This window comes from Serratia oryzae (genome assembly GCF_001976145.1).
Taxonomy (GTDB): Bacteria; Pseudomonadota; Gammaproteobacteria; order Enterobacterales; family Enterobacteriaceae; genus Chania; species Chania oryzae.
In genome coordinates this window covers 377398-399647 of the sequence record NZ_MOXD01000003.1, presented here as the reverse complement: position 1 = coordinate 399647, position 22250 = coordinate 377398, and the positions used below count along the sequence as shown (strand labels likewise).

The following is a 22250-nucleotide window of genomic DNA, read 5'->3' as shown; positions in this document are numbered from 1 at the left end:
GATGATTGCTTATATAATTCAGAGTTATGGTCCCTAGAGCGATACTTCTTATTAGTTATCCTCAGTGCATAACCTCTGTTTACTGACTCGTGAGCGAATTATGTCGACAAGTGTTTTTAATCGCCGGTGGGCGGCTTTGCTGCTGGAAGCGTTAGCCCGCCATGGGGTGCGGCATGTCTGTATCGCTCCGGGATCGCGCTCCACGCCATTAACGCTGGCCGCCGCTGCGCATCGCTCTTTTACCTGCCATACCCATTTTGATGAGCGCGGGCTGGGTCATTTGGCGCTTGGCCTGGCAAAAGCCACGCGTGAACCGGTGGCGGTGATCGTCACTTCTGGCACCGCGGCGGCCAATCTCTATCCTTCGCTGATTGAAGCTGGGCTGACCGGTGAACGGCTGGTGTTTCTCACCGCCGACCGGCCACCTGAGTTGATTGACTGTGGCGCTAATCAGGCGATTCGCCAGCAAGGCCTCTATGCCAGCCACCCAACCCTAAGTATTGATTTGCCCCGCCCCAGCCCGGATATTCCCGCCCGTTGGCTGGTTTCCACCCTCGACAGCGCCATGGCGCGTCTGCTGCATGGCGCGTTGCATATCAACTGCCCGTTTGCCGAACCGCTGTACGGTGGCGATGAACAGCAGTATGCCGCATGGTCGGCGGCGTTGGGGGATTGGTGGCAAAGCAGCCAGCCTTGGTTGCGAGAAGAAGATGCGCACCATGTGTGGCAACAGCCGGACTGGCCCTCATGGCGGCAAAAAACTGGGGTGGTGCTTGCCGGGCGAATCAGTGCTGAAGAGGGGGTTCAGTTAGCCGAATGGGCCGCCATGTTAGGGTGGCCATTGATTGGTGACGTACTTTCACAAACCGGCCAACCGCTGCCCTGTGCCGATCTGTGGCTGGCGCAGCCGCAGGCGCGTCAACTGCTGGAAAAGGCGCAACTGGTGGTGCAGTTTGGCAGCAGCCTGACCGGCAAACGTCTGTTGCAATGGCAGGAACGTTGTCAGCCGGAGGAATATTGGCTGATTGATTCCCTGCCGGGGCGGCTCGATCCGGCGCACCATCGTGGCCGTCGTATTCGCGCCAGCGTGGGCGAGTGGCTCGATCTGCACCCGGCACAAAACGTTACTCCGTGGGCCGCAGATCTGGCACTACTGGCACAAGAGGCTTTTGACAGCGCGTCTGAGTATTTGGCCGATCGTTTCGGCGAGGCGCAATTGGCTCACCGACTGCCGGAATTATTGCCGGAAAACGGCCAGCTGTTTCTTGGCAATAGCCTGATTGTGCGCTTGATCGACGCGCTGGCGCAGCTACCGGCCGGTTATCCGGTGTTCAGCAATCGCGGGGCGAGCGGTATTGATGGGTTGATTTCCACCGCCGCGGGCGTGCAGCGAGCCACTGCTAAACCGACGCTGGCGGTAGTCGGCGATCTTTCTGCCTTATATGACCTGAATGCGCTGGCGTTGCTGCGCCACTGCTCGGCACCGACGGTGCTGATCGTGGTGAATAATAACGGTGGCCAGATCTTCTCGTTGTTACCCACGCCGGAACTGGAGCGTCAGCGTTTTTACTGCATGCCGCAGAACGTGGATTTCAGCCATGCGGCGGCGATGTTCCAGCTTCATTACGCCTGCCCGGAGAATTGGGCGCAGTTGCGACAGGCGGTTGCGCAAGGCTGGCACCACAACGGGGCGACATTAATTGAACTGCAGGTGCCACCGAGCGATGGCGCAGAGACGTTACAACATCTGGTACAACACAGGGCGGTGAACTGATGCTGGCTTCACGTGTTTTACAACGGGGCGAGAGTCATCGCCCGTGGTTGGTCTGGTTGCATGGCCTGCTGGGTAACAATAATGAGTGGCGGGTTATCGCCTCACGTTTTGAGCCGTGGTCCTCGCTGGCGATCGATCTGCCCGGCCATGGTGATTCTGCTGCTCAACCCTGCAAGGATTTTGCCGATATCAGTCAGCAAATCACCGCCACGCTGCAGCAGCACCAGATTACCCGTTACTGGCTGGTGGGCTATTCGCTCGGTGGCCGGATTGCCATGTATCACGCTTGCTACGGTGAACACCAGGGGCTGCAAGGGATAGTGATCGAAGGCGGCAACCCTGGGCTGGAAAGTGAAGAGCTGCGTGCCCAGCGGCGGGCGCATGATGCCAACTGGGCCCGCCGTTTCCGCTCGGAACCGATCGCCCAGGTGCTGCTGGATTGGTATCAGCAACCGATATTTGACGATCTGAGCGCGGTACACCGTGAAGCGCTGATCGCAGCCCGTTCAGCCAATGTCGGTGCGGCAGTGGCCGACATGCTGGAGGCCACATCGCTCGGGCGGCAGCCTTGGCTGGTGCCACAATTACAACGTTTGACGTTGCCGATGCGAGTGCTATGCGGCGTTGATGATCACAAATTTCAAATGCTGGCGCGTGAGGCCGGCCTGCCGCTGCGTACCGTGCCACAGGCCGGACATAATGCACATTTAGCGAACCCGGCGGATTTCGCTGCCGCGTTACATGAATTTCTTGCCAATGAAGGAACCGAATATGCTGTATCCCAATGAAGAACAACTGTATGCCGCCATTGATTGGCAGGATTGCTCTGGCGATTTCGAGGACATCCTGTACCACAAGTCCAGTGACGGCATTGCCAAAATCACCATCAACCGCCCGCAGGTGCGTAACGCCTTCCGCCCGCATACGGTGAAAGAGATGATCGACGCGCTGGCGAACGCACGTTATGACGATGGGATTGGCACCATCATTCTTACCGGTGCCGGTGATAAAGCCTTCTGTTCCGGTGGCGATCAGAAAGTGCGCGGCGACTACGGCGGCTATCGTGACGACAGCGGCGTGCATCACCTAAACGTGCTGGACTTCCAGCGCCAGATCCGCACCTGCCCGAAGCCGGTGGTGGCGATGGTGGCTGGCTATTCCATTGGCGGCGGCCACGTGCTGCATATGATGTGCGATCTGACCATTGCCGCCGATAATGCCATCTTCGGCCAGACCGGGCCGAAGGTCGGTTCCTTTGACGGTGGCTGGGGGGCTTCTTATATGGCGCGTATCGTCGGCCAGAAAAAAGCCCGTGAGATCTGGTTCCTGTGCCGCCAGTACGACGCCGCAGCCGCCTTGGATATGGGCCTGGTCAATACCGTGGTGCCACTGGCGGATCTGGAAAAAGAAACCGTGCGCTGGTGCCGTGAGATGCTGCAAAACAGCCCGATGGCCCTGCGCTGCCTGAAGGCGGCACTGAATGCTGACTGTGACGGCCAGGCAGGGTTACAGGAACTGGCGGGTAACGCCACCATGCTGTTTTATATGACCGACGAAGGCCAGGAGGGGCGCAACGCATTTAATGAAAAACGCCAGCCAGACTTCAGCAAATTCAAGCGTAATCCGTAATGGCCGCGCTAACCCGTAACGCAACGCTTTATCGTTACTGTGTGCCGATGGAGGCGGGCGTAGTGCTGCGTCATCAGCGCTTAAAAACCCGTGATGGTTTGCTGATCCATCTGCAACAGGGGGAACAGCAGGGCTGGGGAGAGATCGCACCACTGCCAGAGTTCAGCCAGGAAACGCTTGAGCAGGCGCAGCAGGCCACCTTGGGTTGGCTGCAGGCGTGGGTTGCGGGTGAGAACAGGGCTGCTAACGAACTGCCTTCGGTAGCTTTTGGCACCAGCTGCGCATTAGCTGAATTAGCAGGGCAGTTGCCGCAGCAGGCTGACTATCGCAAGGCTCCGCTTTGTACCGGCGATCCCGACGAGCTGTTTGACGTGTTGAATGCTTTGCCGGGCGAGAAAGTGGCCAAGGTGAAAGTGGGCCTGTATGAGGCAGTGCGCGATGGCATGGTGGTCAACGTGCTGTTGGAAGCCTTGCCGGATCTCAAGCTGCGGCTGGACGCCAACCGTAGCTGGACGCGCGCCAAAGCCGACGGCTTTGCCAAGTATGTCAACCCGGCCTGGCGCGATCGCATCGCGTTTCTGGAAGAACCTTGCAAAACCCGTGAGGAGTCACGGGATTTTGCGCAGGCGACCGGCATCGCTATCGCCTGGGACGAGAGCGTACGCGAAGCGGATTTTGTGGTGCAGGCCGAGCCGGGCGTAGCCGCGATCGTGATCAAACCAACTCTTGTGGGGAGCCTGCAGCGCTGCCGTGAACTGGTCGAACAGGCGCATCAGGCCGGGCTGGTGGCAGTGATCAGTTCCAGCATTGAATCCAGCCTGGGGTTGACGCAGTTGGCGCGTATTGCCCACTGGCTGACGCCGGATACCGTGCCGGGGTTGGATACCTTGAACCTGATGCAGGCGCAATTGATGCGCGGTTGGCCGGAAAGCACGCTGCCGTTGCTGGATACAGATGCGTTGGAGAGCGTATGGCGCAGCTAAACGACTGGCCGTGGTGCCATTGGGCGGCGCAGCGCCCGCAGGCTACCGCGGTGATTGTCGAACAGCAGCCGATAAGTTGGTTGGAACTGCAACGGCAGGTTGAACAGTTGGCAGCGGATTTTCAGCACCAAGGGGTTTTGCCTAGCAGTGGCGTAGCGCTGTGCGGTAAAAACAGTTATCCGTTGCTGTTGGCTTACTTGGCGCTGCTGCAGTGCGGAGCACGTTTGCTGCCGATCAACCCGGCGTTGCCTGCTTCGATGCTGGCAGCGTTGCTGCCGGATCTGGACATCGCTTTTGCTTTCAGCCCCGATGAATTGCCTGAGTTATCTTCTGCCATTATCCGTCTATCGCCCCCGGCGGTGGCAGAATGTCAGCTGCAATGCCTGCCGTGGGATGCACAACGTCTGGCAACCTTGACGCTGACTTCCGGTTCCAGCGGCCTGCCAAAAGCGGCGGCCCACAGCTATGCCGGGCACCTTGCCAGCGCCGAAGGGGTGCTGCATCTGATGGATTTTCAGCCGCAGGATCGCTGGTTACTTTCTCTGCCGCTGTTCCATGTTTCCGGGCAAGGGATTGTCTGGCGCTGGCTGGCGGTGGGGGCGCAGTTGGTGGTGCGTGACATGCAGCCATTGGCCGACGCGCTGGCCGGGTGCACTCATGCCTCATTGGTGCCGACCCAGTTGTGGCGTTTATTGTCCGAGCCGATGACTGAACATGCGTTGAAAGAGGTGCTGCTCGGCGGGGCGATGATCCCGGTTTCGCTCACCCAGCAGGCTGAAGCGATGGGGATCCGCTGCTGGTGTGGTTACGGTTTGACCGAGTTGGCCTCCACGGTGTGCGCCAAGCGTGCCGATGAACGGCCGGGCGTGGGCCTGCCGCTGTATGGCCGTGAGATACGGCTGGTGGATCAGGAAGTATGGATCCGTTCGCCAAGCCTGGCGCTGGGGTATTGGCATCAGGGGGCGCTATTGCCGATCGCTGATGAGCAGGGCTGGTTCCACACGCGCGATCGCGGTGCGATGGAGCAGGGCGAACTGCGGATTATCGGGCGGCTGGATAATCTGTTCTTCAGCGGTGGCGAAGGGGTGCAACCCGAAGATGTCGAGCGCGTGCTGGCGGCGCATCCGCAGATCCTGCAGGTGTTTATCGTGCCGGTTGACGATCCCGAGTTCGGTCAGCGGCCAGCGGCGGTGATCGACTGCGAGGGCGCGTTGACGTTGGAGGCTTTGCTGGCATGGGCCGACGACAAGCTGGCGAATTTCCAGCGGCCTATCGCGCTATTTGCTTTGCCCGACGTGCTGAAAACCGGCGGTATCAAGATCTCACGCCGTCGCCTACGGCAGTGGGTTGCCGAGCAGTTGCAGGCGTAACGCTGAAAAAACCAAGGCCGCTGAGAGCGGCCTTGATATAACAGTCCCTCGATTATTTCAAACCCAGCGCTTTAGCGACGCCAGCACCGTAATCCGGGTGCACCTTGGCGAACAGATCAACCTGGCGGCGCTGGATCTGTTCTGGCACCTGCGACAGCTCACTGGCAATGCGAGTGAACATACGCTGATGCTCTTCAGCGCTCAGCAGGTTGAACAGCGCCCGTGGCTGGCTGTAGTAATCGTCGTCTTCGCGGTGGTTCCAGTGATCCGCCGCACCTTCGAGGCTCAATGGCGGTTCGCTGAAATCCGGTTGCTCCTGGAACATGCCAAAGCTGTTTGGCTCATAGGTGACGCCGTTGCCACTGTTACCGTCCACGCGCATTGCACCGTCACGGTGATAGTTGTGGAACGGGCATTTTGCACCGTTGACCGGGATCTGGTGATGGTTGACCCCCAGGCGGTAGCGATGCGCATCGCCATAAGAGAACAAACGCCCCTGCAGCATTCTATCCGGTGAGAAACCGATACCAGGCACCACGTTGGCCGGGTTCATCGCCACTTGCTCCACTTCAGAGAAGTAGTTGTCCGGGTTACGGTTCAGTTCAAAGAAACCGACATCGATCAGCGGGTAGTCGCCGTGTGGCCAGACTTTGGTCAGGTCAAACGGGTTATACGGGGTTTGCGCCGCTTCGTGTTCCGGCATGATCTGGACTTGCAGCTTCCAGCGCGGGAAATTGCCCTGTTTGATCGCGTCAAACAGATCGCGCTGTGAGCTTTCACGATCTTTCGCGATGATCGCTTCTGCTTCATCGTCCATCAGGTTTTCGATGCCTTGTTCGCAGCGGAAGTGGAATTTCACCCAAAAGCGCTCGTTATTGGCATTGATAAAACTGAACGTATGGCTGCCAAAGCCGTGCATATGGCGGTAGGATTTTGGCAGGCCACGATCGCTGAAATCGATGGTCAACTGGTGCAGGGCTTCCGGCAGGTGCGAGAAGAAGTCCCATTTATAGATCGGGTTGCGCAGATTGGTGTGCGGATCGCGTTTGACCACATGATTGAGATCGGGGAATTTCAGCGGATCGCGCAGATAAAAGACCGGGGTATCGTTGCCCACCAAATCCCAATTGCCTTCCTCGGTGTAAAACTTAATCGCAAAACCGCGGATATCACGCTCGGCATCGGCTGCACCGCGCTCACCAGCAACGGTGGAGAAGCGCACGAACAGATCGGTTTTTTTGCCGATGTAGGAGAAGATCTTGGCGCGGGTGTATTGGGTAATGTCGTGCGTCACCGTAAAGGTGCCGTATGCGCCAGAACCTTTGGCATGCATGCGGCGCTCTGGGATCACTTCGCGGTCAAAGTGAGCCAGTTTTTCCAGGAACCACACGTCTTGCAGCAGCATCGGGCCGCGTTTCCCGGCGGTGATAACATTATTATTATCAACAACCGGCGCGCCAGCCGCAGTGGTTAATCCTTTCTTGCTCATCAATTGCTCCTTATTGTTTCGCAGTTAATTTGATTGCCTATGCTCGGGGGGACATAACCGTAATTAATGGAAAGCCTCAGGTTGCCGGCTTATATCAATGGCACTTCTAGTTGTAGCCCTATTCTCCGGCAGGGGCAAATAGGCACCGGTTATCGTTGCGATACGGCGATGGCCGATTTTCATTTTTTTACAATTTATTGAAAAATTAGAGAATTATTGCTTTAAATTACCGCCGGTAGCGTGACGATTCGGTTACACTCATCACCGCACTATTTTCGGGGTAAGACATCATCACTTTCTGATGATGAAGCATGAAAGGAAAAGACCATGAAGAAAACGTTAGTCGCGTGTGCAGCCGGTTGGCTGTTTGTGACGGGTTCGGCTAATGCTATCAGCATGCAGGGTGAGGCAGGGCAACATTATACGAGTTTGGGCGTTGGCATGGGGACGTCAACTTCCGGTTTGGCAGTGAGCGGTAATTGGTTACGCAGCGATCATGACGGCAACGTTGGTAGCCTGGGGCTGGGGTTCAGTCTACCGGTCGGCCCGATGATGGCAACCGTGGGTGGTAAGGCGCTTTACCTCAGCCCGAATGATGGCAAGAGCGGCGCGGCGCTTGCTGTGGGCGGTGGCCTGCAGTGGCCTATCAACCGTTATTTCAGCCTGTACGGTGAGGGCTATTTTGCTCCAGAAGCGCTGACCAGCGGCGTTAAGGCGTATAGCGAAGTCAACGGTGGCCTGCGCTGGAACGTTTTCAGCCCGTTCAGCGTTAATGCGGGCTACCGCTATGTCAACATTGAAGGTAAAGAGGGGCATCGTGATAACACGGTGGCCGATGGTCTTTATATCGGTGCCGGTCTGAGCTTCTGATCCTGTCTATGATGGGGGCGTTATGCCCCCATGCCGTTATCCGACCGCCGGTAACATACCGCTGGCGATGCTAATCTGAATCACGATCACCGTGATCCCACAGGCAAACACCAGCGCCAGTGCCGGTGTACCGCCCCAGACACGATAATTGGCTTGATGCTGCTGACGTGTTCGCCACACTAATAGGGAAGGTAGTAACAGCGCCAGTATCGAAAGCGCAATGGCGGCAAACCCTAATGCCAGGACAAAACCCCGTGGATAGAACAAGGCAAATGCCAGCGGTGGCAGAAACGTAATAGCCCCGGTCTGCAAGCGGCCGCGCAGGTTGTCTTGGCGTTTGAACAGGTCGGCCAGAAAATCAAACAACCCGAGTGAAACCCCAAGGAATGAGGTTGCCAGCGCCAGATCGGCAAACAGGTGCACCGCCAGTTCGACATGAGGGGAGGCAACCACACCGCGCACCGTCTGCAATAAACCGTTCAACCCGGCCTGCTGCGCAAGAATGCCCACAAAGGTGTCGGAACTGATGCTGCCCAGCGTTGCCAACTGCCAGAAGATATAGGCAACCAGCGGAATGGCGCTGCCGATGATGAAAACCCAGCGCAGCTTACGGATGTTGCCACCCATGTAGTTGACGATGCTGGGCACGCTGCCGTGAAAACCAAACGAAGTGAAAATCACCGGAATAGCGGACAGCGCCAGCCCCTGCTGCAATGGCAACGTCATCAGGTTGGTTTGATGGATGTGCGGCATCATCAGGCCGAGCATGACGATCAGAAAAATGATTTTGGCGCTAAACAGAATGCGGTTGAACAGATCGACCGAGTGAGTGCCAATACAGACCACGCCGCCTGCGACCAGCGTGAACAGCAGTACGCCGAGCGAGGTAGGGAAATCCTGCTCGGTCCAATGTGTGATACTGACCGCCAGCAGTTCACCGGCTCCGCTGATGTAGGCCGCCGTCAGTGCGTACATCAGGAACATCATACTGAAGCTGGTCAGCCATTGGCCGCCGCCGCCCAGATAGCGCCTGGCCAGCGTGGCAAGGCCACTGTCTGCCTGTTCATGCTGATAAACCTCCACCAGCAGCAGAGCGGTATAGCACATCAGTAACCATAGCCCCACCAGCAGGGCGAGGGTGACACCAAAACCAACGCCTGCCGCCGCCAGCGGCATAGCCAGCATTCCGGCACCAATGGTGGTGCCCGCTACGATAAAAACACTGCCCAGAGTGCGATTCTTCACGTTTTTCTCTACTAACCGATGATTTGGGGAAATTATAGGTAACTTATTTTTGGTGCGGCAGAATAGTGGATTGCCCATTTCGTGTCAAACCGGCGTTACGCAATGTGTATAGATATGTTTACGATTTTGCGGCAATCAGTAAAAGTGCGTTAGATAAAGAATATCGTTTAACACAGGGTGAAAAGTTGTTTACAGGCTTCTGTATACCCTTCATCTTGCAAGCTGCAGCGCTGTTGATCGCGGCTAGAAAGCGGTTGTGAATAATGGATGGATCAAAATGCAGGAGAGACCAATGTTAAGGGTGGAGATGCTTAGCACCGGTGATGAGGTGCTGCATGGGCAAATTATCGATACCAATGCTGCCTGGCTGGCGGATTATCTGTTCCATCAGGGTTTACCGATGAGCGGGCGCGAAACGGTAGGGGATAGCCTTTCCTCGCTGGTGGAAATATTGCAGGAACGCAGCCACATTGCCGATGTGTTGATCGTTAATGGGGGCTTGGGGCCAACCAGTGACGATCTCAGCGCGTTGGCAGCGGCCAAGGCCTGTGGTGTGGGTTTGGTGGAGCATCCTGAATGGATTGCCCGCATGGAGGCTTTTTTCGCGGAACGTGGCCGCCTGATGGCGGCGTCCAACCGTAAACAGGCGCAAATCCCGGCGAATGCTGAAATGCTGGATAACCGCGTAGGCACCGCCTGTGGCTTTGCGTTAACGCTCAATAAATGCCGGATGTTTTTCACCCCTGGTGTGCCTTCTGAATTCAAAGTGATGGTCGAAGAACAGATTCTACCGCGCTTGCGCCAGCACTTGACGTTGCCGGAACCCCCGCTGTGCCTGCGTTTAACGACGTTTGGTACCTCGGAGAGCGACTTGGCCGCTGAGTTGGACGGGATGGTATTACCTCCCGGCGTGGTGTTGGGGTATCGTTCTTCCAGCCCGATTATTGAATTGAAGCTGACAGGCCCACGTGCCCAGCAGAGCGCGATGGAACAGGCGTGGGAGCGGGTACGTGAAGTGGCGGGGGACAACAAGATTTTTGAAGGCACGGCAGGGTTACCCGCATCGTTAGCAGAACGCCTGCAGCGGCAAGGGTTGAAATTAGCCCTGAGTGAACAGTTTACCGCGGGTTTAATCAATCTGCAGTTACAGAACGCCGCAGCACCGCTGGCAGGGGGGGAATTGCTGCCCGCGCACTGCTGCGAGACGCTGGAAACGGTGTTGGCGCGTGCGCAGTCTTTGGCCCAACTGACAGGTTCGCCATTGGCGTTGGCGGTCAGCGCAATGGAGGGCGATCGTGTCAGTGTGGCCCTGCATACGCCGAAGGGCGGTGTTGGCCAGACGGTGAGCTATCGTGCCACACGCCATGGTCTGCGTTTGCGGCAGGAGTCGGTAGCGATGCTGGCGTTAGATATGCTGCGCCGCTGGTTGAATGGCGAAAAAGTGTGTGGCAAAAATAGCTGGCTGGAAATTGTGGAAATCATTGAGTAACTTATGCCTTCAGCACGGTGATATATCCCTTATTAATCATAATATTATAGGGGATATTCGGCGTGGGATTATGCTGTTACACTCTTTGCGGGTGCTTGGGACTGTTCGTCTTGGGCATTGTGTGACAAGGCGGATAGATGAAAGCCCCAGACTGACTCTCAATCAGAATGGGGCTGCACATACCGCCTAGACACCGGTATGGTAGCCCCTTCACAGCAAGGAGGCAAGCCATGTATAAAAAACATGCGCTATACGCGTTAACGGTTGTATGTATAACGATTTTGGCATCTATTTGGATGATTAAAGACCGGTTTTGCGGGTTGGCAATCTACCAGAAGGATATCACTATCCTAATGTCGTTAACCTGTATGTGAAGTGGTAATCATTGGGCGGGGGAAACCCCGCCTTCTGGTATCCTGGCGTGGGTTTCAGGCACCCGACTTTATATTTCCAACTCAATATCGATCAACGGCATGCAGCAGCAGGGCAGGATCTCACCTTCGTTGATAAACGCCAGCGGCTGTTGACGATAGGCCACTTTACCTTTCAGCAACTTCATGCGGCAGGCACCGCAATAGCCTGAACGGCACTGATATTCCACGGCGACGTCGTGCAGTTCTAGCACGTCGAGCAGGCAGTTTTCGCCTTCAGGGCAGGAGAGCTGCGTACCGGTGGCACGCAGCGTAACGGTTGGCGCAGCCACTTACAGCTCGAAGTCGCTCAGGTCGTCAGCATTGACTTCCGAGTCAATCTGGCCCACCAGATAGGAGCTGACTTCCACTTCTTGCGGAGCCACTTGAACGTTATCCGAAACCAACCAGGCATTGATCCATGGAATGGGGTTAGAGCGCGTCTGGAACGGCAGGCCCAAGCCGACCGCCTGCATGCGGATATTGGTGATGTATTCCACATATTGGCACAGAATATCTTTGTTCAGACCAATCATAGAACCATCGCGGAACAGGTATTCAGCCCACTCTTTCTCCTGCTGTGCGGCCAGGACGAACAGATCATAACATTCCTGCTGGCACTCTGCGGCGATCTCGGCCATCTCGGGGTCATCCGCACCCGAGCGCATCAGGTTGATGATGTGCTGAGTACCGGTCAGGTGCAGAGCTTCATCGCGGGCGATCAGTTTGATGATTTTGGCGTTGCCTTCCATCAATTCACGTTCAGCAAACGCGAATGAACAGGCGAAGCTGACATAGAAACGGATGGCTTCCAGCGCGTTAACGCTCATTAGGCACAGATACAGCTGCTTTTTTATCGCGCGCAGATTGACGATAACGGTTTTTCCGTTGACCTGATGCGTGCCTTCACCTAACAGGTGGTAGTAGCTGGTCATTTCGATCAGATCGTCGTAATAGCCGGAAATATCTTTCGCGCGCTTTTTGATCTCTTCGTTGGTAACGATATCGTCAAACACCAGTGCCGGGTCGTTAACGATGTTGCGAATGATATGGGTGTAAGAACGGGAGTGAATGGTCTCAGAGAATGACCAGGTTTCCACCCAGGTTTCCAGTTCCGGGATTGAGATCAGCGGCAACAGTGCCACGTTCGGGCTACGGCCCTGGATGGAGTCCAGCAGCGTCTGATATTTCAGGTTGCTGATGAAGATGTGTTTTTCATGCTCCGGCAGCGCCTGATAATCGATGCGGTCACGCGAGACGTCAACTTCTTCCGGGCGCCAGAAGAAGGAGAGTTGCTTTTCAATCAACTTTTCGAAGATTTCGTGTTTCTGCTGGTCAAAGCGCGCCACGTTGACTGACTGGCCGAAGAACATCGGCTCGAGCAACTGGTTGTTTTTGTTCTGAGAAAAAGTGGTGTAAGCCATAAGCTTGAATCCATTAGTGCAGTGCTGAATTAAAGGGGCCAGAAGAACTCTGGCCCGCTGCGTTGAACGTTAGATCTTGCAGGCGCCGCTTTCACAGTCGTCATCGCCGCCTTTGGCTGGCTGCATGTCTTCCTGGATATCGTCTGCACCGTCACGGGTGTTCTGATAATACAGCGTCTTCACGCCGAACTTGTAGGTGGTGAGCAGGTCCTTCAGCAACTGCTTCATCGGAACCTTACCACCTGGGAAACGGGTCGGGTCATAGTTGGTGTTGGCAGAGATCGACTGATCGATAAACTTCTGCATCAGACCAACCAGTTGCAGGTAACCGTCGTTATTCGGCATTTCCCACAGCAGTTCGTAGTTGTCTTTCAGACGTTCATACTCAGGCACCACCTGACGCAGAATGCCGTCTTTCGAGGCTTTGATGCTGACATGGCCACGTGGTGGCTCAATGCCGTTGGTCGCGTTGGAAATCTGTGAAGAGGTTTCCGACGGCATCAGCGCAGACAGCGTTGAGTTGCGCAGGCCGGTTTCTTTAATCTCCTGACGCAGAGTTTCCCAGTCGTAATGCAACGGTTCGCTACAGATAACATCCAGGTCTTTCTTGTAAGTGTCGATCGGCAGGATGCCCTGCGAGTAGGTGGTTTCATTGAACCACGGGCAAGCCCCTTGCTCCTGAGCCAGACGGTTCGACGCTTTCAACAGGTAGTACTGAATAGCTTCAAAGGTCCGGTGGGTCAGGTTGTTGGCACTGCCATCGGAGTAACGCACGCCGTTTTTCGCCAGATAGTAAGCGTAGTTGATCACGCCAATGCCCAGGGTACGGCGGCCCATCGCGCCACGGTAAGCGGCTTTGATGGGGTAGTCCTGGTAGTCCAGCAGCGCGTCGAGCGAGCGCACGGCCAGCGTCGCCAGCTCTTCTAAATCGTCCAGGCTATCAATGGCCCCCAGGTTAAAGGCTGACAGCGTACACAGCGCGATTTCACCGTTTTCATCATTCACATCATCCAGCGGCTTGGTTGGCAGGGCGATTTCCAGGCACAGGTTGGACTGGCGTACTGGCGCAACTTGCGGATCAAACGGGCTGTGGGTGTTGCAGTGATCGACGTTCTGGATGTAGATACGGCCGGTTGAGGCGCGTTCCTGCATCATCAGCGAGAACAACTCTACCGCTTTCACCCGCTTCTGGCGAATGCTGTCATCTTGCTCATATTGGGTATACAAACGCTCAAATTCGTCCTGATCGGCGAAGAAGGCGTCGTACAGCCCAGGAACGTCAGACGGGCTGAACAGGGTAATATCTTCGTTCTTGATCAGGCGCTGATACATCAGGCGGTTGAGCTGCACGCCGTAGTCCATGTGGCGCACGCGGTTACCTTCAACGCCACGGTTGTTTTTCAGCACCAGCAGGCTTTCGACTTCCAGATGCCACATCGGGTAGAACAGCGTGGCGGCACCGCCGCGTACGCCGCCCTGAGAGCAGGATTTCACGGCAGTCTGGAAATGCTTGTAGAACGGAATACAGCCGGTATGGAAGGCTTCACCGCCGCGGATCGGGCTGCCTAGCGCACGGATGCGGCCAGCGTTGATACCGATCCCCGCACGCTGTGAAACGTATTTCACAATGGCGCTGGAGGTGGCGTTGATGGAGTCCAGGCTATCACCACATTCGATCAGCACGCAGGAGCTGAACTGACGGGTAGGGGTGCGCACGCCAGACATGATTGGCGTAGGCAAAGAAATTTTGAAGGTAGAAATCGCGTCATAGAAACGTTTGACGTAATCCAGACGCGTGGTGCGCGGGTAGCCGGAGAACAGGCAGGCGGCGACCAGGATATACAGGAACTGTGCGCTCTCGTAGATCTCGCCGCTGACGCGGTTTTGCACCAGATACTTCCCTTCCAGCTGCTTGACTGCTGCGTAGGAGAAATTCATATCGCGCCAGTGATCGATAAAGGAGTCCATCTGCTCGAACTCTTCAGCCGTGTAGTCTTCCAGCAGATGCCTATCGTACTTGCCCATCTCTACCATGCGCACCACGTGAGCGTGCAGCTTTGGCGGCTCAAACTGGCCGTAGGCTTTTTTACGCAGGTGGAAAATGGCTAAGCGAGCGGCCAGATACTGATAGTCCGGCGCATCGCGGGAGATCAGATCGGCGGCAGCTTTGATGATGGTTTCATGGATATCGGCGGTTTTAATGCCGTCGTAGAACTGAATATGTGAACGTAACTCTACTTGAGAGACCGAGACGTTATGTAAACCTTCTGCGGCCCAATCGATGACCCGGTGGATTTTGTCGAGGTTGATGCGCTCTTTACGGCCATCGCGTTTAGTTACAAGTAGACTTTGGTTCATTTTTACCTGTCCGTATGATTCCCCTTAAGCAAGAAGTGTAGTCGCTCTGCTCAGTATGTAAACACTACATATAGGGGGTGGATGTCGATGAGGTAACAAGATAGTGAGAAAGCAGGGCGTTTGCAAGTGAACAAAATCGCCCGATTTTGTGGATAACTTGGGGGTGAAATCTTGCCGCCCGTTCCAAGTGCGCACTGTGACTGGCACGACAAGCTTGTCAATAAGCGGGATAAGATTTTGCGAGAATCCAGAAAATTTGGATCGTTTGCCGCTTTATTAAACGTTAGAAAAAAACGGCATATTGATCTGATTTAATATTCTTAAAAACTGCTTACGCCGCATTTTTTGATCGAAAGCCGGTAAAATGGGTATTTTTCTTAAATTCAACGCGTTACGGAGCCAGCAAAGCCAGCTCCGAAGCAGTATGGCAGCGTTAGCCTTCGTGCTGGGTATGAACCATATAATTCACATCAACATTGCGGCCAAGCTTGAAATGATCGGTGAGCGGGTTGTAATGCAAGCCAATGATGTGCTTTTCACGCAGTGGCGTGCCGTCTACCCAGCCAATCAGTTCAGAGGGGCGAATGAACTTTTTATGGTCGTGCGTACCCTGCGGCACCATCTTGAGCACGTACTCTGCTCCGATCACTGCCATCAGCCAGGACTTGGTATTGCGGTTGATGGTGGAAAAGAATACGTGGCCACCGGGCTTCACCAAATGAGCGCAGGCGCGCACTACCGAAGCAGGGTCGGGCACGTGTTCAAGCAGTTCCATACAGGTGACGATGTCATACTGTTGAGGATGAGCCTGGGCATGATTTTCTACCGTTTCCTGAACATAGGTCACATCCATACCGCTTTCCAGCGCGTGCAGACGCGCCACCTGCAGCGGTTCGGCCCCCATATCCAACCCGGTGACCTCTGCGCCTTCTCGCGCCATGCTTTCAGCCAGAATACCGCCGCCGCAGCCGACGTCGAGCACCTTCTTGGCAAAAATGCCATCTGCATGTTGCATGATATAATTCAGGCGTAGCGGGTTGATCCGGTGCAGCGGTTTGAACTCACCCTCCAGATCCCACCAGCGTGAGGCCACGGCCTCAAACTTGGCGATCTCTTGGTGATCAACGTTCTGCACGTGGCGGGATGATTCTGCATTCATGGGCGTTATTAGCTCCTTGTTTTCCATTGAGCGGATTATACATGTTCCGGCGCAGCAGCCCCAATAACGCGAAGTCGCCGGGTATATTTTCCCGTAAAGCGCGCTTTGTGATATAGTTTTACCCCTTTGGCACTATGCCAGGGCAGATGAATCATTCAGTATGAGGGATAGCAGCTCCATGAGCGACCTTGCCAGAGAAATCACACCGGTAAATATCGAAGAAGAGCTGAAAAGCTCGTATCTGGATTATGCGATGTCCGTTATTGTCGGGCGTGCGCTGCCAGATGTTCGTGATGGACTGAAGCCGGTACACCGCCGCGTTCTGTACGCGATGAATGTATTGGGTAACGACTGGAATAAACCCTACAAGAAATCGGCCCGTGTCGTCGGGGACGTCATCGGTAAATACCACCCGCACGGTGACAGCGCGGTTTATGACACCATTGTCCGTATGGCCCAACCGTTTTCGCTGCGCTACATGTTGGTAGATGGCCAGGGTAACTTCGGTTCTGTTGATGGCGACTCCGCCGCGGCAATGCGTTACACCGAAGTGCGCATGTCGAAAATTGCTCACGAACTGCTGGCGGATCTGGAAAAAGAAACCGTCGACTTTGTGCCTAACTACGACGGTACCGAGCAGATCCCAGCGGTGATGCCAACCAAGATCCCAAATCTGCTGGTGAACGGTTCATCCGGTATTGCCGTGGGGATGGCGACCAATATTCCGCCGCATAACCTGTCTGAGGTTATCAGTGGCTGCCTGGCCTATATCGATGATGAAAACATCAGCATCGAAGGCCTGATGGAGCACATTCCTGGCCCGGATTTCCCGACGGCGGCGATCATCAATGGTCGGCGTGGTATCGAAGAGGCCTACCGTACCGGCCGTGGCAAAGTGTATATCCGCGCCCGTGCAGAAGTGGAAACCGACGCCAAAACCGGCCGTGAAACCATCATCGTGCATGAAATCCCGTATCAGGTGAACAAAGCGCGCCTGATCGAGAAGATCGCCGAGCTGGTGAAAGAGAAACGTGTTGAAGGCATCAGCGCGCTGCGTGACGAGTCTGATAAAGACGGGATGCGCATCGTGATCGAAGTCAAACGCGACGCGGTGGGTGAAGTGGTGCTCAACAACCTGTATTCGCTGACCCAGCTCCAGGTGACCTTTGGTATCAACATGGTGGCGCTGCATCAGGGCCAGCCGAAGTTGCTGAACCTGAAGGATATTCTGAAGGCGTTTGTTCGCCATCGCCGCGAAGTGGTCACCCGCCGTACCATCTTCGAACTGCGTAAAGCCCGCGATCGTGCACACATCCTGGAAGCCTTGGCGATTGCTTTAGCCAACATCGATCCGATTATCGAACTGATCCGCCGTGCGCCAACCCCGGCCGAAGCGAAAGTTGCGCTGGTTGCGCAGGCTTGGGACTTGGGTAACGTGGCAGCCATGCTGGAGCGTGCCGGTGGTGATGCCGCGCGGCCAGAATGGCTGGAGCCGGAGTTCGGTATCCGTGATGGCAAATATTACCTGACCGAGCAGCAGGCTCAGGCGATTCTGGATCTGCGCCTGCAGAAACTGACCGGCCTGGAACACGAGAAGCTGCTGGACGAATATAAAGAACTGCTGAACGTCATCGCTGAGCTGATCTTTATTCTGGAAAACCCAGATCGTCTGATGGAAGTGATCCGCGAAGAGCTGGAAGCGGTTCGCGATCAGTTCGGTGATAATCGCCGTACCGAAATCACGGCCAACACTTCTGACATCAACATCGAAGATCTGATCAATCAGGAAGATGTGGTGGTCACGCTGTCGCACCAGGGCTATGTGAAATATCAGCCGCTGAGCGACTATGAAGCACAGCGTCGTGGTGGTAAAGGCAAGTCTGCCGCCCGTATTAAAGAAGAAGACTTTATCGACCGTCTGCTGGTGGCGAACACCCACGATACGATCCTGTGCTTCTCCAGCCGTGGCCGCTTGTACTGGATGAAGGTGTATCAATTGCCGGAAGCCAGCCGCGGTGCACGTGGCCGTCCAATCGTCAACCTGCTGCCGCTGGAAGCCAACGAGCGTATCACCGCGATCCTTCCAGTGCGCGAGTATGAAGAAGGGCGCCATGTGTTTATGGCCACCGCCAGTGGCACCGTGAAGAAAACCGCTCTGGTCGAATTCAGCCGTCCGCGCAGTGCGGGCATCATTGCCGTTAACCTCAACGAGGGTGACGAACTGATCGGTGTGGATCTGACCGATGGCAGCAACGAAGTGATGCTGTTCTCCTCTAACGGTAAAGTGGTGCGTTTCCCTGAAGGGCAGGTTCGCTCGATGGGCCGTACGGCCACCGGTGTTCGTGGTATCAACCTCGGCGAAGGTAGCAGCGTGGTTTCGCTGATTATCCCTCGTGGTGAAGGTGATATCCTGACGGTGACCCAGAATGGTTACGGTAAGCGTACTGCGGTGACGGAATATCCCACTAAGTCGCGTGCGACCCAAGGGGTTATCTCAATCAAGGTGAGTGAGCGTAATGGTTCGGTTGTGGGAGCGGTACAGGTAGAAACCACCGACCAAATTATGATGATCACCGATGCCGGTACTTTAGTGCGCACCCGTGTTGCTGAAGTCAGCGTGGTTGGCCGTAATACCCAGGGCGTGACGCTGATCCGCACTGCTGAAGACGAGAACGTTGTTGGCCTGCAGCGCGTTGCCGAGCCGGTTGAGGATGAAGAACTCGACAGCCTCGAGCCGGGTGTGGCAGAAGCGGAAGAAGAGAGTACACCGCTTGATGAGGGTGATGACATTACGCCTGACGACGTCGATGACGAAAACGCGTAAAGATTACCTTGGATAACGCAGTTATCCGCGGTGAAACAAAGGGCTTGGCAGCGATGCTAGGCCCTTTTTCAGTTATATGGTTTAATTGCCGATATACTCGTTATACTTCAAATTGCCTGAGTGTTGGCGGCGTCCGGTTGCCTGGTTTATCCGCGAGCCTCGCCTCTTTGTGACCAGCACAGGTGCTGTTCAAAAACGCATCGCGTTTTTGTCGTGCAACTTGAATTATTTAAAGTATATGGTCCAGCGGTGTTTCCCCGGAATAGCCATTTTTGTGATGAACACGCGCGTTACCACTCATTTTGATATGGTATCCGATTGAAATATTTAGCCTCTTTCCGCACCACCTTAAAGATTTCCCGCTATCTGTTCCGGGTGCTGGCGCTTATGCTGTGGTCGCTGGGGGCGTTGCTGACGACGTTTTATATTCTGGATATTCTGCATGAAAAAGAATCAGATATCCGGCAGGAGTTTAATCTCAACTTCGATCAGGCGCAGGGGTATATTCGCCACTCGTCTGATATTATTCGTGACATCAAATACATGGCGGAAAACCGCCTTAACCGTTCGGTTGGCAGCCTGGATGCATTTACCGGCGTCATTAACGGCAAGAGCAATATTCCGTTATCGTTTATTCCGCTTTACCCAGAGTCCAACTGCGCTCTCAACGGTGCTTATCAAGAATCCCTCGCTTCGCTGAGCAGCCAGGTTCAATATTGGAAAGAGAACTTTGTTGCTGCCTACGATCTCAACCGGGTATTTTTTATTGGCGGCGATAGCCTGTGCATGACGGAGTTTGGCAGCAGCAGTGGCACAGCCGATCGACAAAGTGTTCTGAAATCCCTGCACGAGCAGATTCTGAAATATCGTAATGCCAACAATCTGGACAGAGGCAACAACCTCTACTGGATCAGCCCTAGCTCTCAGCGGCCAGATGTTGGTTATCTGTATGTGATGACGCCCCTCTACGTTGGCAACAAGTTGGAAGCCTTGTTGGGGATTGAACAAACCATTCGTCTGGAGGATTTTGTCAACGCGGGCAACCTGCCGGTGAGTGTGATGTTGCTGGATGAGAACGGCGAGCCCGTGTTGCGCCTGACAAACGGCGAGCGCTATGTGGCTCCATCTTATACTTATCCGCAAGAACATACGTATTTTGGCTATGTTGATAGTTATCACGATCTGATCATGAAGAAGGCGTTACCACCCTCAGGGCTCAGTATTGTGTATTCATTGCCGGTAAAAAGCGTGGCGGATCGCTTTAAGGTGTTGATCCTCAACGCGGTGCTGTTGAACTTGCTGTCGGCCTTTGTGATATTCAGCCTGGCTTGGCTGTTTGAACGCAAAATGTTCCTGCCCGCAGAAGAGAATGCTTTCCGTCTGGAAGAGCATGAGCAGTTCAACCGTAAGATTGTGGCCTCGGCTCCGGTGGGGATCTGTATTCTGCGTATCAGTGATGGTAGCAATATTCTGAGTAATGAGTTGGCGCACAACTATATCAATCTGTTGACCCACGAAGATCGTGAGCGTATTACGCGCATCATCTGTGAGCAGCAGACGAATTTTGTCGATGTGATGACCAGCAATAACAACAATCTGCAAATCAGTTTTGTCCATTCCCGCTATCGCAATGAAGATGTAGCCATTTGCGTATTAGTGGATGTGAGCGCCCGCGTGAAGATGGAGGAGTCGCTGCAGGAGATGGCGGCGGCGGCAGAGCAGGCCAGTCAATCCAAGTCGATGTTCCTAGCTACCGTCAGCCATGAACTGCGCACGCCTCTATATGGCATCATTGGTAACCTGGATCTGCTGCAGACCAAAGAACTGCCACAAGGGGTAGAGCGTTTGGTCAATGCGATGAACAACTCCTCGGGGCTGTTGCTGAAGATCATCAGTGACATTCTGGATTTCTCCAAAATCGAGTCCGAGCAGTTAAAGATTGAGCCGCGCGAGTTCTCATGCTTGGAAGTGATCGCTCATATTGCAGGCAACTATCTGCCGTTGGTGGTGAAGAAACACCTTGGGCTTTACTGCTTTATTGAGCAAAACGTGCCGGAACGAATTAATGGCGATCCGGTACGTTTGCAACAGGTTCTCTCTAATCTGCTGAGCAATGCGATCAAGTTTACCGATACCGGCTGTATTATCCTGCAGGTGCGTACTTGCAATAGCTATCTGGAGTTTACCGTACGTGATACGGGAGTGGGCATCCCCGAGAAAGAAATTCCCCGCCTATTTGATCCTTTCTTCCAGGTAGGCAGCGGTGTACAACGCCATTTTCAGGGCACCGGTTTGGGTTTGGCGATTTGTGAGAAGCTGATCAACCTGATGGATGGTGATATCGCCGTGGAGTCCGAGCCGGGGCTCGGCAGTATGTTCACCATTCGCATTCCTATGTTTGGCGCGCAGTTCTCGCCGCCGCCGGCCAGTGATACCTGGCTGGGGAAAACGCTATGGTTGCAGATTCGTAACCAACGGTTAGAAAGTTATCTGATGGCAATCTTGGGGGGATATGGGGCGATGGTCTTGCGCTATGAGGGGCAGGAGACGACAGCGGATGATATTCTGCTGAGTGACTATCCGCTGCGAGTAGCAACCCCTTTATTGGCACAGATTGAATTTTCCATTGGGCACATTGGGCCTGCATTGGAAACCCATCCGGGGTATTGGGTGCATAGCACTTCGACATCGCGGGATACCATTGTGCTGTTGAATCGCCTGTTTAGTGTTGATGCGGACGATACTAAGCCCCAGTTAACGCTGCCTGTGCCTGCGAAATCCAGCGCGGTAGATAACGGTGATATCCATTTATTGGTGGTTGACGATCATCCGATCAACCGTCGCTTGTTGTCCGACCAATTAACATCGCTGGGTTACCAAGTGATTACCGCAAATGATGGTATCGATGCGCTGGGCGTTTTGAATCACAATAAAGTGGATATTATACTGACCGACGTCAACATGCCTAATATGGATGGCTATCGCTTGACGCAGCGTTTGCGGCAGATGCATGTTGACGTGCCGGTGATTGGCGTAACGGCCAATGCTTTGGCGGAAGAGAAACAGCGTTGTATCGAAGCCGGGATGGATAACTGCCTGTCGAAACCGGTCACCTTGGAAACGCTCAATCAGACATTATCCTATTACAGCCAGCAGGTACGGCGTGGCAGGAGCGAGCAGGAAGAAGTCTAAAACGACAAAAAGGCGCATGAAGCGCCTTTTCTGT

Annotated in this window: 16 protein-coding genes; 10 read left to right on the top strand and 6 right to left on the bottom strand. The window is 54.8% G+C overall.

What is annotated here, in order from left to right; translation table 11 throughout:
- Positions 1–100: 100 nt before the first annotated feature.
- From menD to menE, 5 genes are read left to right on the top strand one after another with little or no spacing between them, the layout of a single operon-like run.
- Entirely contained in the window at positions 101–1774 is a 1674-nt protein-coding gene (gene menD / locus BMI79_RS07790) for a 2-succinyl-5-enolpyruvyl-6-hydroxy-3-cyclohexene-1-carboxylic-acid synthase (RefSeq protein ID WP_076941560.1), read from the top strand.
- Positions 1774–2562 carry a 2-succinyl-6-hydroxy-2,4-cyclohexadiene-1-carboxylate synthase gene (gene menH / locus BMI79_RS07785; RefSeq protein ID WP_076941559.1) on the top strand — a complete coding sequence of 263 codons (789 nt, stop codon included), beginning with the start codon at positions 1774–1776 and terminating at the stop codon, positions 2560–2562. Before menD ends, menH begins: the two co-directional genes overlap by 1 nt.
- On the top strand, positions 2546–3403 hold the full coding sequence (gene menB, locus BMI79_RS07780; RefSeq protein WP_076941558.1) for a 1,4-dihydroxy-2-naphthoyl-CoA synthase: 858 nt from the start codon (positions 2546–2548) through the stop codon (positions 3401–3403). The genes menH and menB overlap by 17 nt, the downstream gene beginning before the upstream one ends.
- Positions 3403–4386, top strand: coding sequence for an o-succinylbenzoate synthase (gene menC / locus BMI79_RS07775; RefSeq protein WP_076941557.1), 984 nt, complete (start codon positions 3403–3405; stop codon positions 4384–4386). Before menB ends, menC begins: the two co-directional genes overlap by 1 nt.
- Positions 4374–5756, top strand: coding sequence for an o-succinylbenzoate--CoA ligase (gene menE / locus BMI79_RS07770; protein WP_076941556.1), 1383 nt, complete (start codon positions 4374–4376; stop codon positions 5754–5756). The genes menC and menE overlap by 13 nt, the downstream gene beginning before the upstream one ends.
- Before the next feature lie 52 nt (positions 5757–5808).
- Here menE and katA read toward each other — a convergent pair whose 3' ends face one another.
- Entirely contained in the window at positions 5809–7245 is a 1437-nt protein-coding gene (katA, locus tag BMI79_RS07765; RefSeq protein ID WP_076941555.1) for a catalase KatA, read from the bottom strand.
- Between the two features lie 327 nt (positions 7246–7572).
- Here katA and BMI79_RS07760 point away from each other — a divergent pair, with 327 nt between their 5' ends.
- On the top strand, positions 7573–8115 hold the full coding sequence (locus tag BMI79_RS07760; RefSeq protein WP_076941554.1) for a YfaZ family outer membrane protein: 543 nt from the start codon (positions 7573–7575) through the stop codon (positions 8113–8115).
- Positions 8116–8151: 36 nt separating this feature from the next.
- Here the strand turns inward: BMI79_RS07760 and tyrP are convergent, their stop codons facing one another.
- Entirely contained in the window at positions 8152–9360 is a 1209-nt protein-coding gene (gene tyrP / locus BMI79_RS07755; RefSeq protein WP_076941553.1) for a tyrosine transporter TyrP, read from the bottom strand.
- A 292-nt stretch (positions 9361–9652) separates the two neighbouring features.
- On the opposite strand from tyrP, the gene BMI79_RS07750 reads away from it, so the two are divergent.
- Positions 9653–10849: a nicotinamide mononucleotide deamidase-related protein YfaY gene (locus tag BMI79_RS07750; RefSeq protein WP_076941552.1), complete on the top strand. Its 1197-nt coding sequence runs from the start codon at positions 9653–9655 to the stop codon at positions 10847–10849.
- A gap of 167 nt (positions 10850–11016) precedes the next feature.
- On the top strand, positions 11017–11223 hold the full coding sequence (locus BMI79_RS24380) for a Hok/Gef family protein (RefSeq protein ID WP_337261742.1): 207 nt from the start codon (positions 11017–11019) through the stop codon (positions 11221–11223).
- A gap of 68 nt (positions 11224–11291) precedes the next feature.
- On the opposite strand, the gene yfaE is transcribed toward BMI79_RS24380, so the two are convergent.
- From yfaE to ubiG, 4 genes are all read right to left on the bottom strand, one after another.
- On the bottom strand, positions 11292–11552 hold the full coding sequence (gene yfaE, locus BMI79_RS07740) for a class I ribonucleotide reductase maintenance protein YfaE (RefSeq protein WP_076941550.1): 261 nt from the start codon (positions 11550–11552) through the stop codon (positions 11292–11294).
- Positions 11553–12683 carry a class Ia ribonucleoside-diphosphate reductase subunit beta gene (gene nrdB, locus BMI79_RS07735; protein ID WP_076941549.1) on the bottom strand — a complete coding sequence of 377 codons (1131 nt, stop codon included), beginning with the start codon at positions 12681–12683 and terminating at the stop codon, positions 11553–11555.
- Between the two features lie 69 nt (positions 12684–12752).
- A complete protein-coding gene (gene nrdA, locus BMI79_RS07730) occupies positions 12753–15041 on the bottom strand; it encodes a class 1a ribonucleoside-diphosphate reductase subunit alpha (RefSeq protein WP_076941548.1) in 2289 nt (762 codons plus the stop codon).
- 433 nt (positions 15042–15474) lie between these two features.
- Positions 15475–16200: a bifunctional 2-polyprenyl-6-hydroxyphenol methylase/3-demethylubiquinol 3-O-methyltransferase UbiG gene (gene ubiG, locus BMI79_RS07725; protein ID WP_076941547.1), complete on the bottom strand. Its 726-nt coding sequence runs from the start codon at positions 16198–16200 to the stop codon at positions 15475–15477.
- A gap of 178 nt (positions 16201–16378) precedes the next feature.
- On the opposite strand from ubiG, the gene gyrA reads away from it, so the two are divergent.
- Both gyrA and rcsC read left to right on the top strand, forming a co-directional pair.
- Positions 16379–19024: a DNA topoisomerase (ATP-hydrolyzing) subunit A gene (gyrA, locus tag BMI79_RS07720; protein ID WP_076941546.1), complete on the top strand. Its 2646-nt coding sequence runs from the start codon at positions 16379–16381 to the stop codon at positions 19022–19024.
- 318 nt (positions 19025–19342) lie between these two features.
- Positions 19343–22216 (top strand): two-component system sensor histidine kinase RcsC, encoded by a 2874-nt coding sequence (rcsC, locus tag BMI79_RS07715; RefSeq protein ID WP_076941545.1) that lies wholly within the window; start codon positions 19343–19345, stop codon positions 22214–22216.
- Positions 22217–22250: the final 34 nt, after the last annotated feature.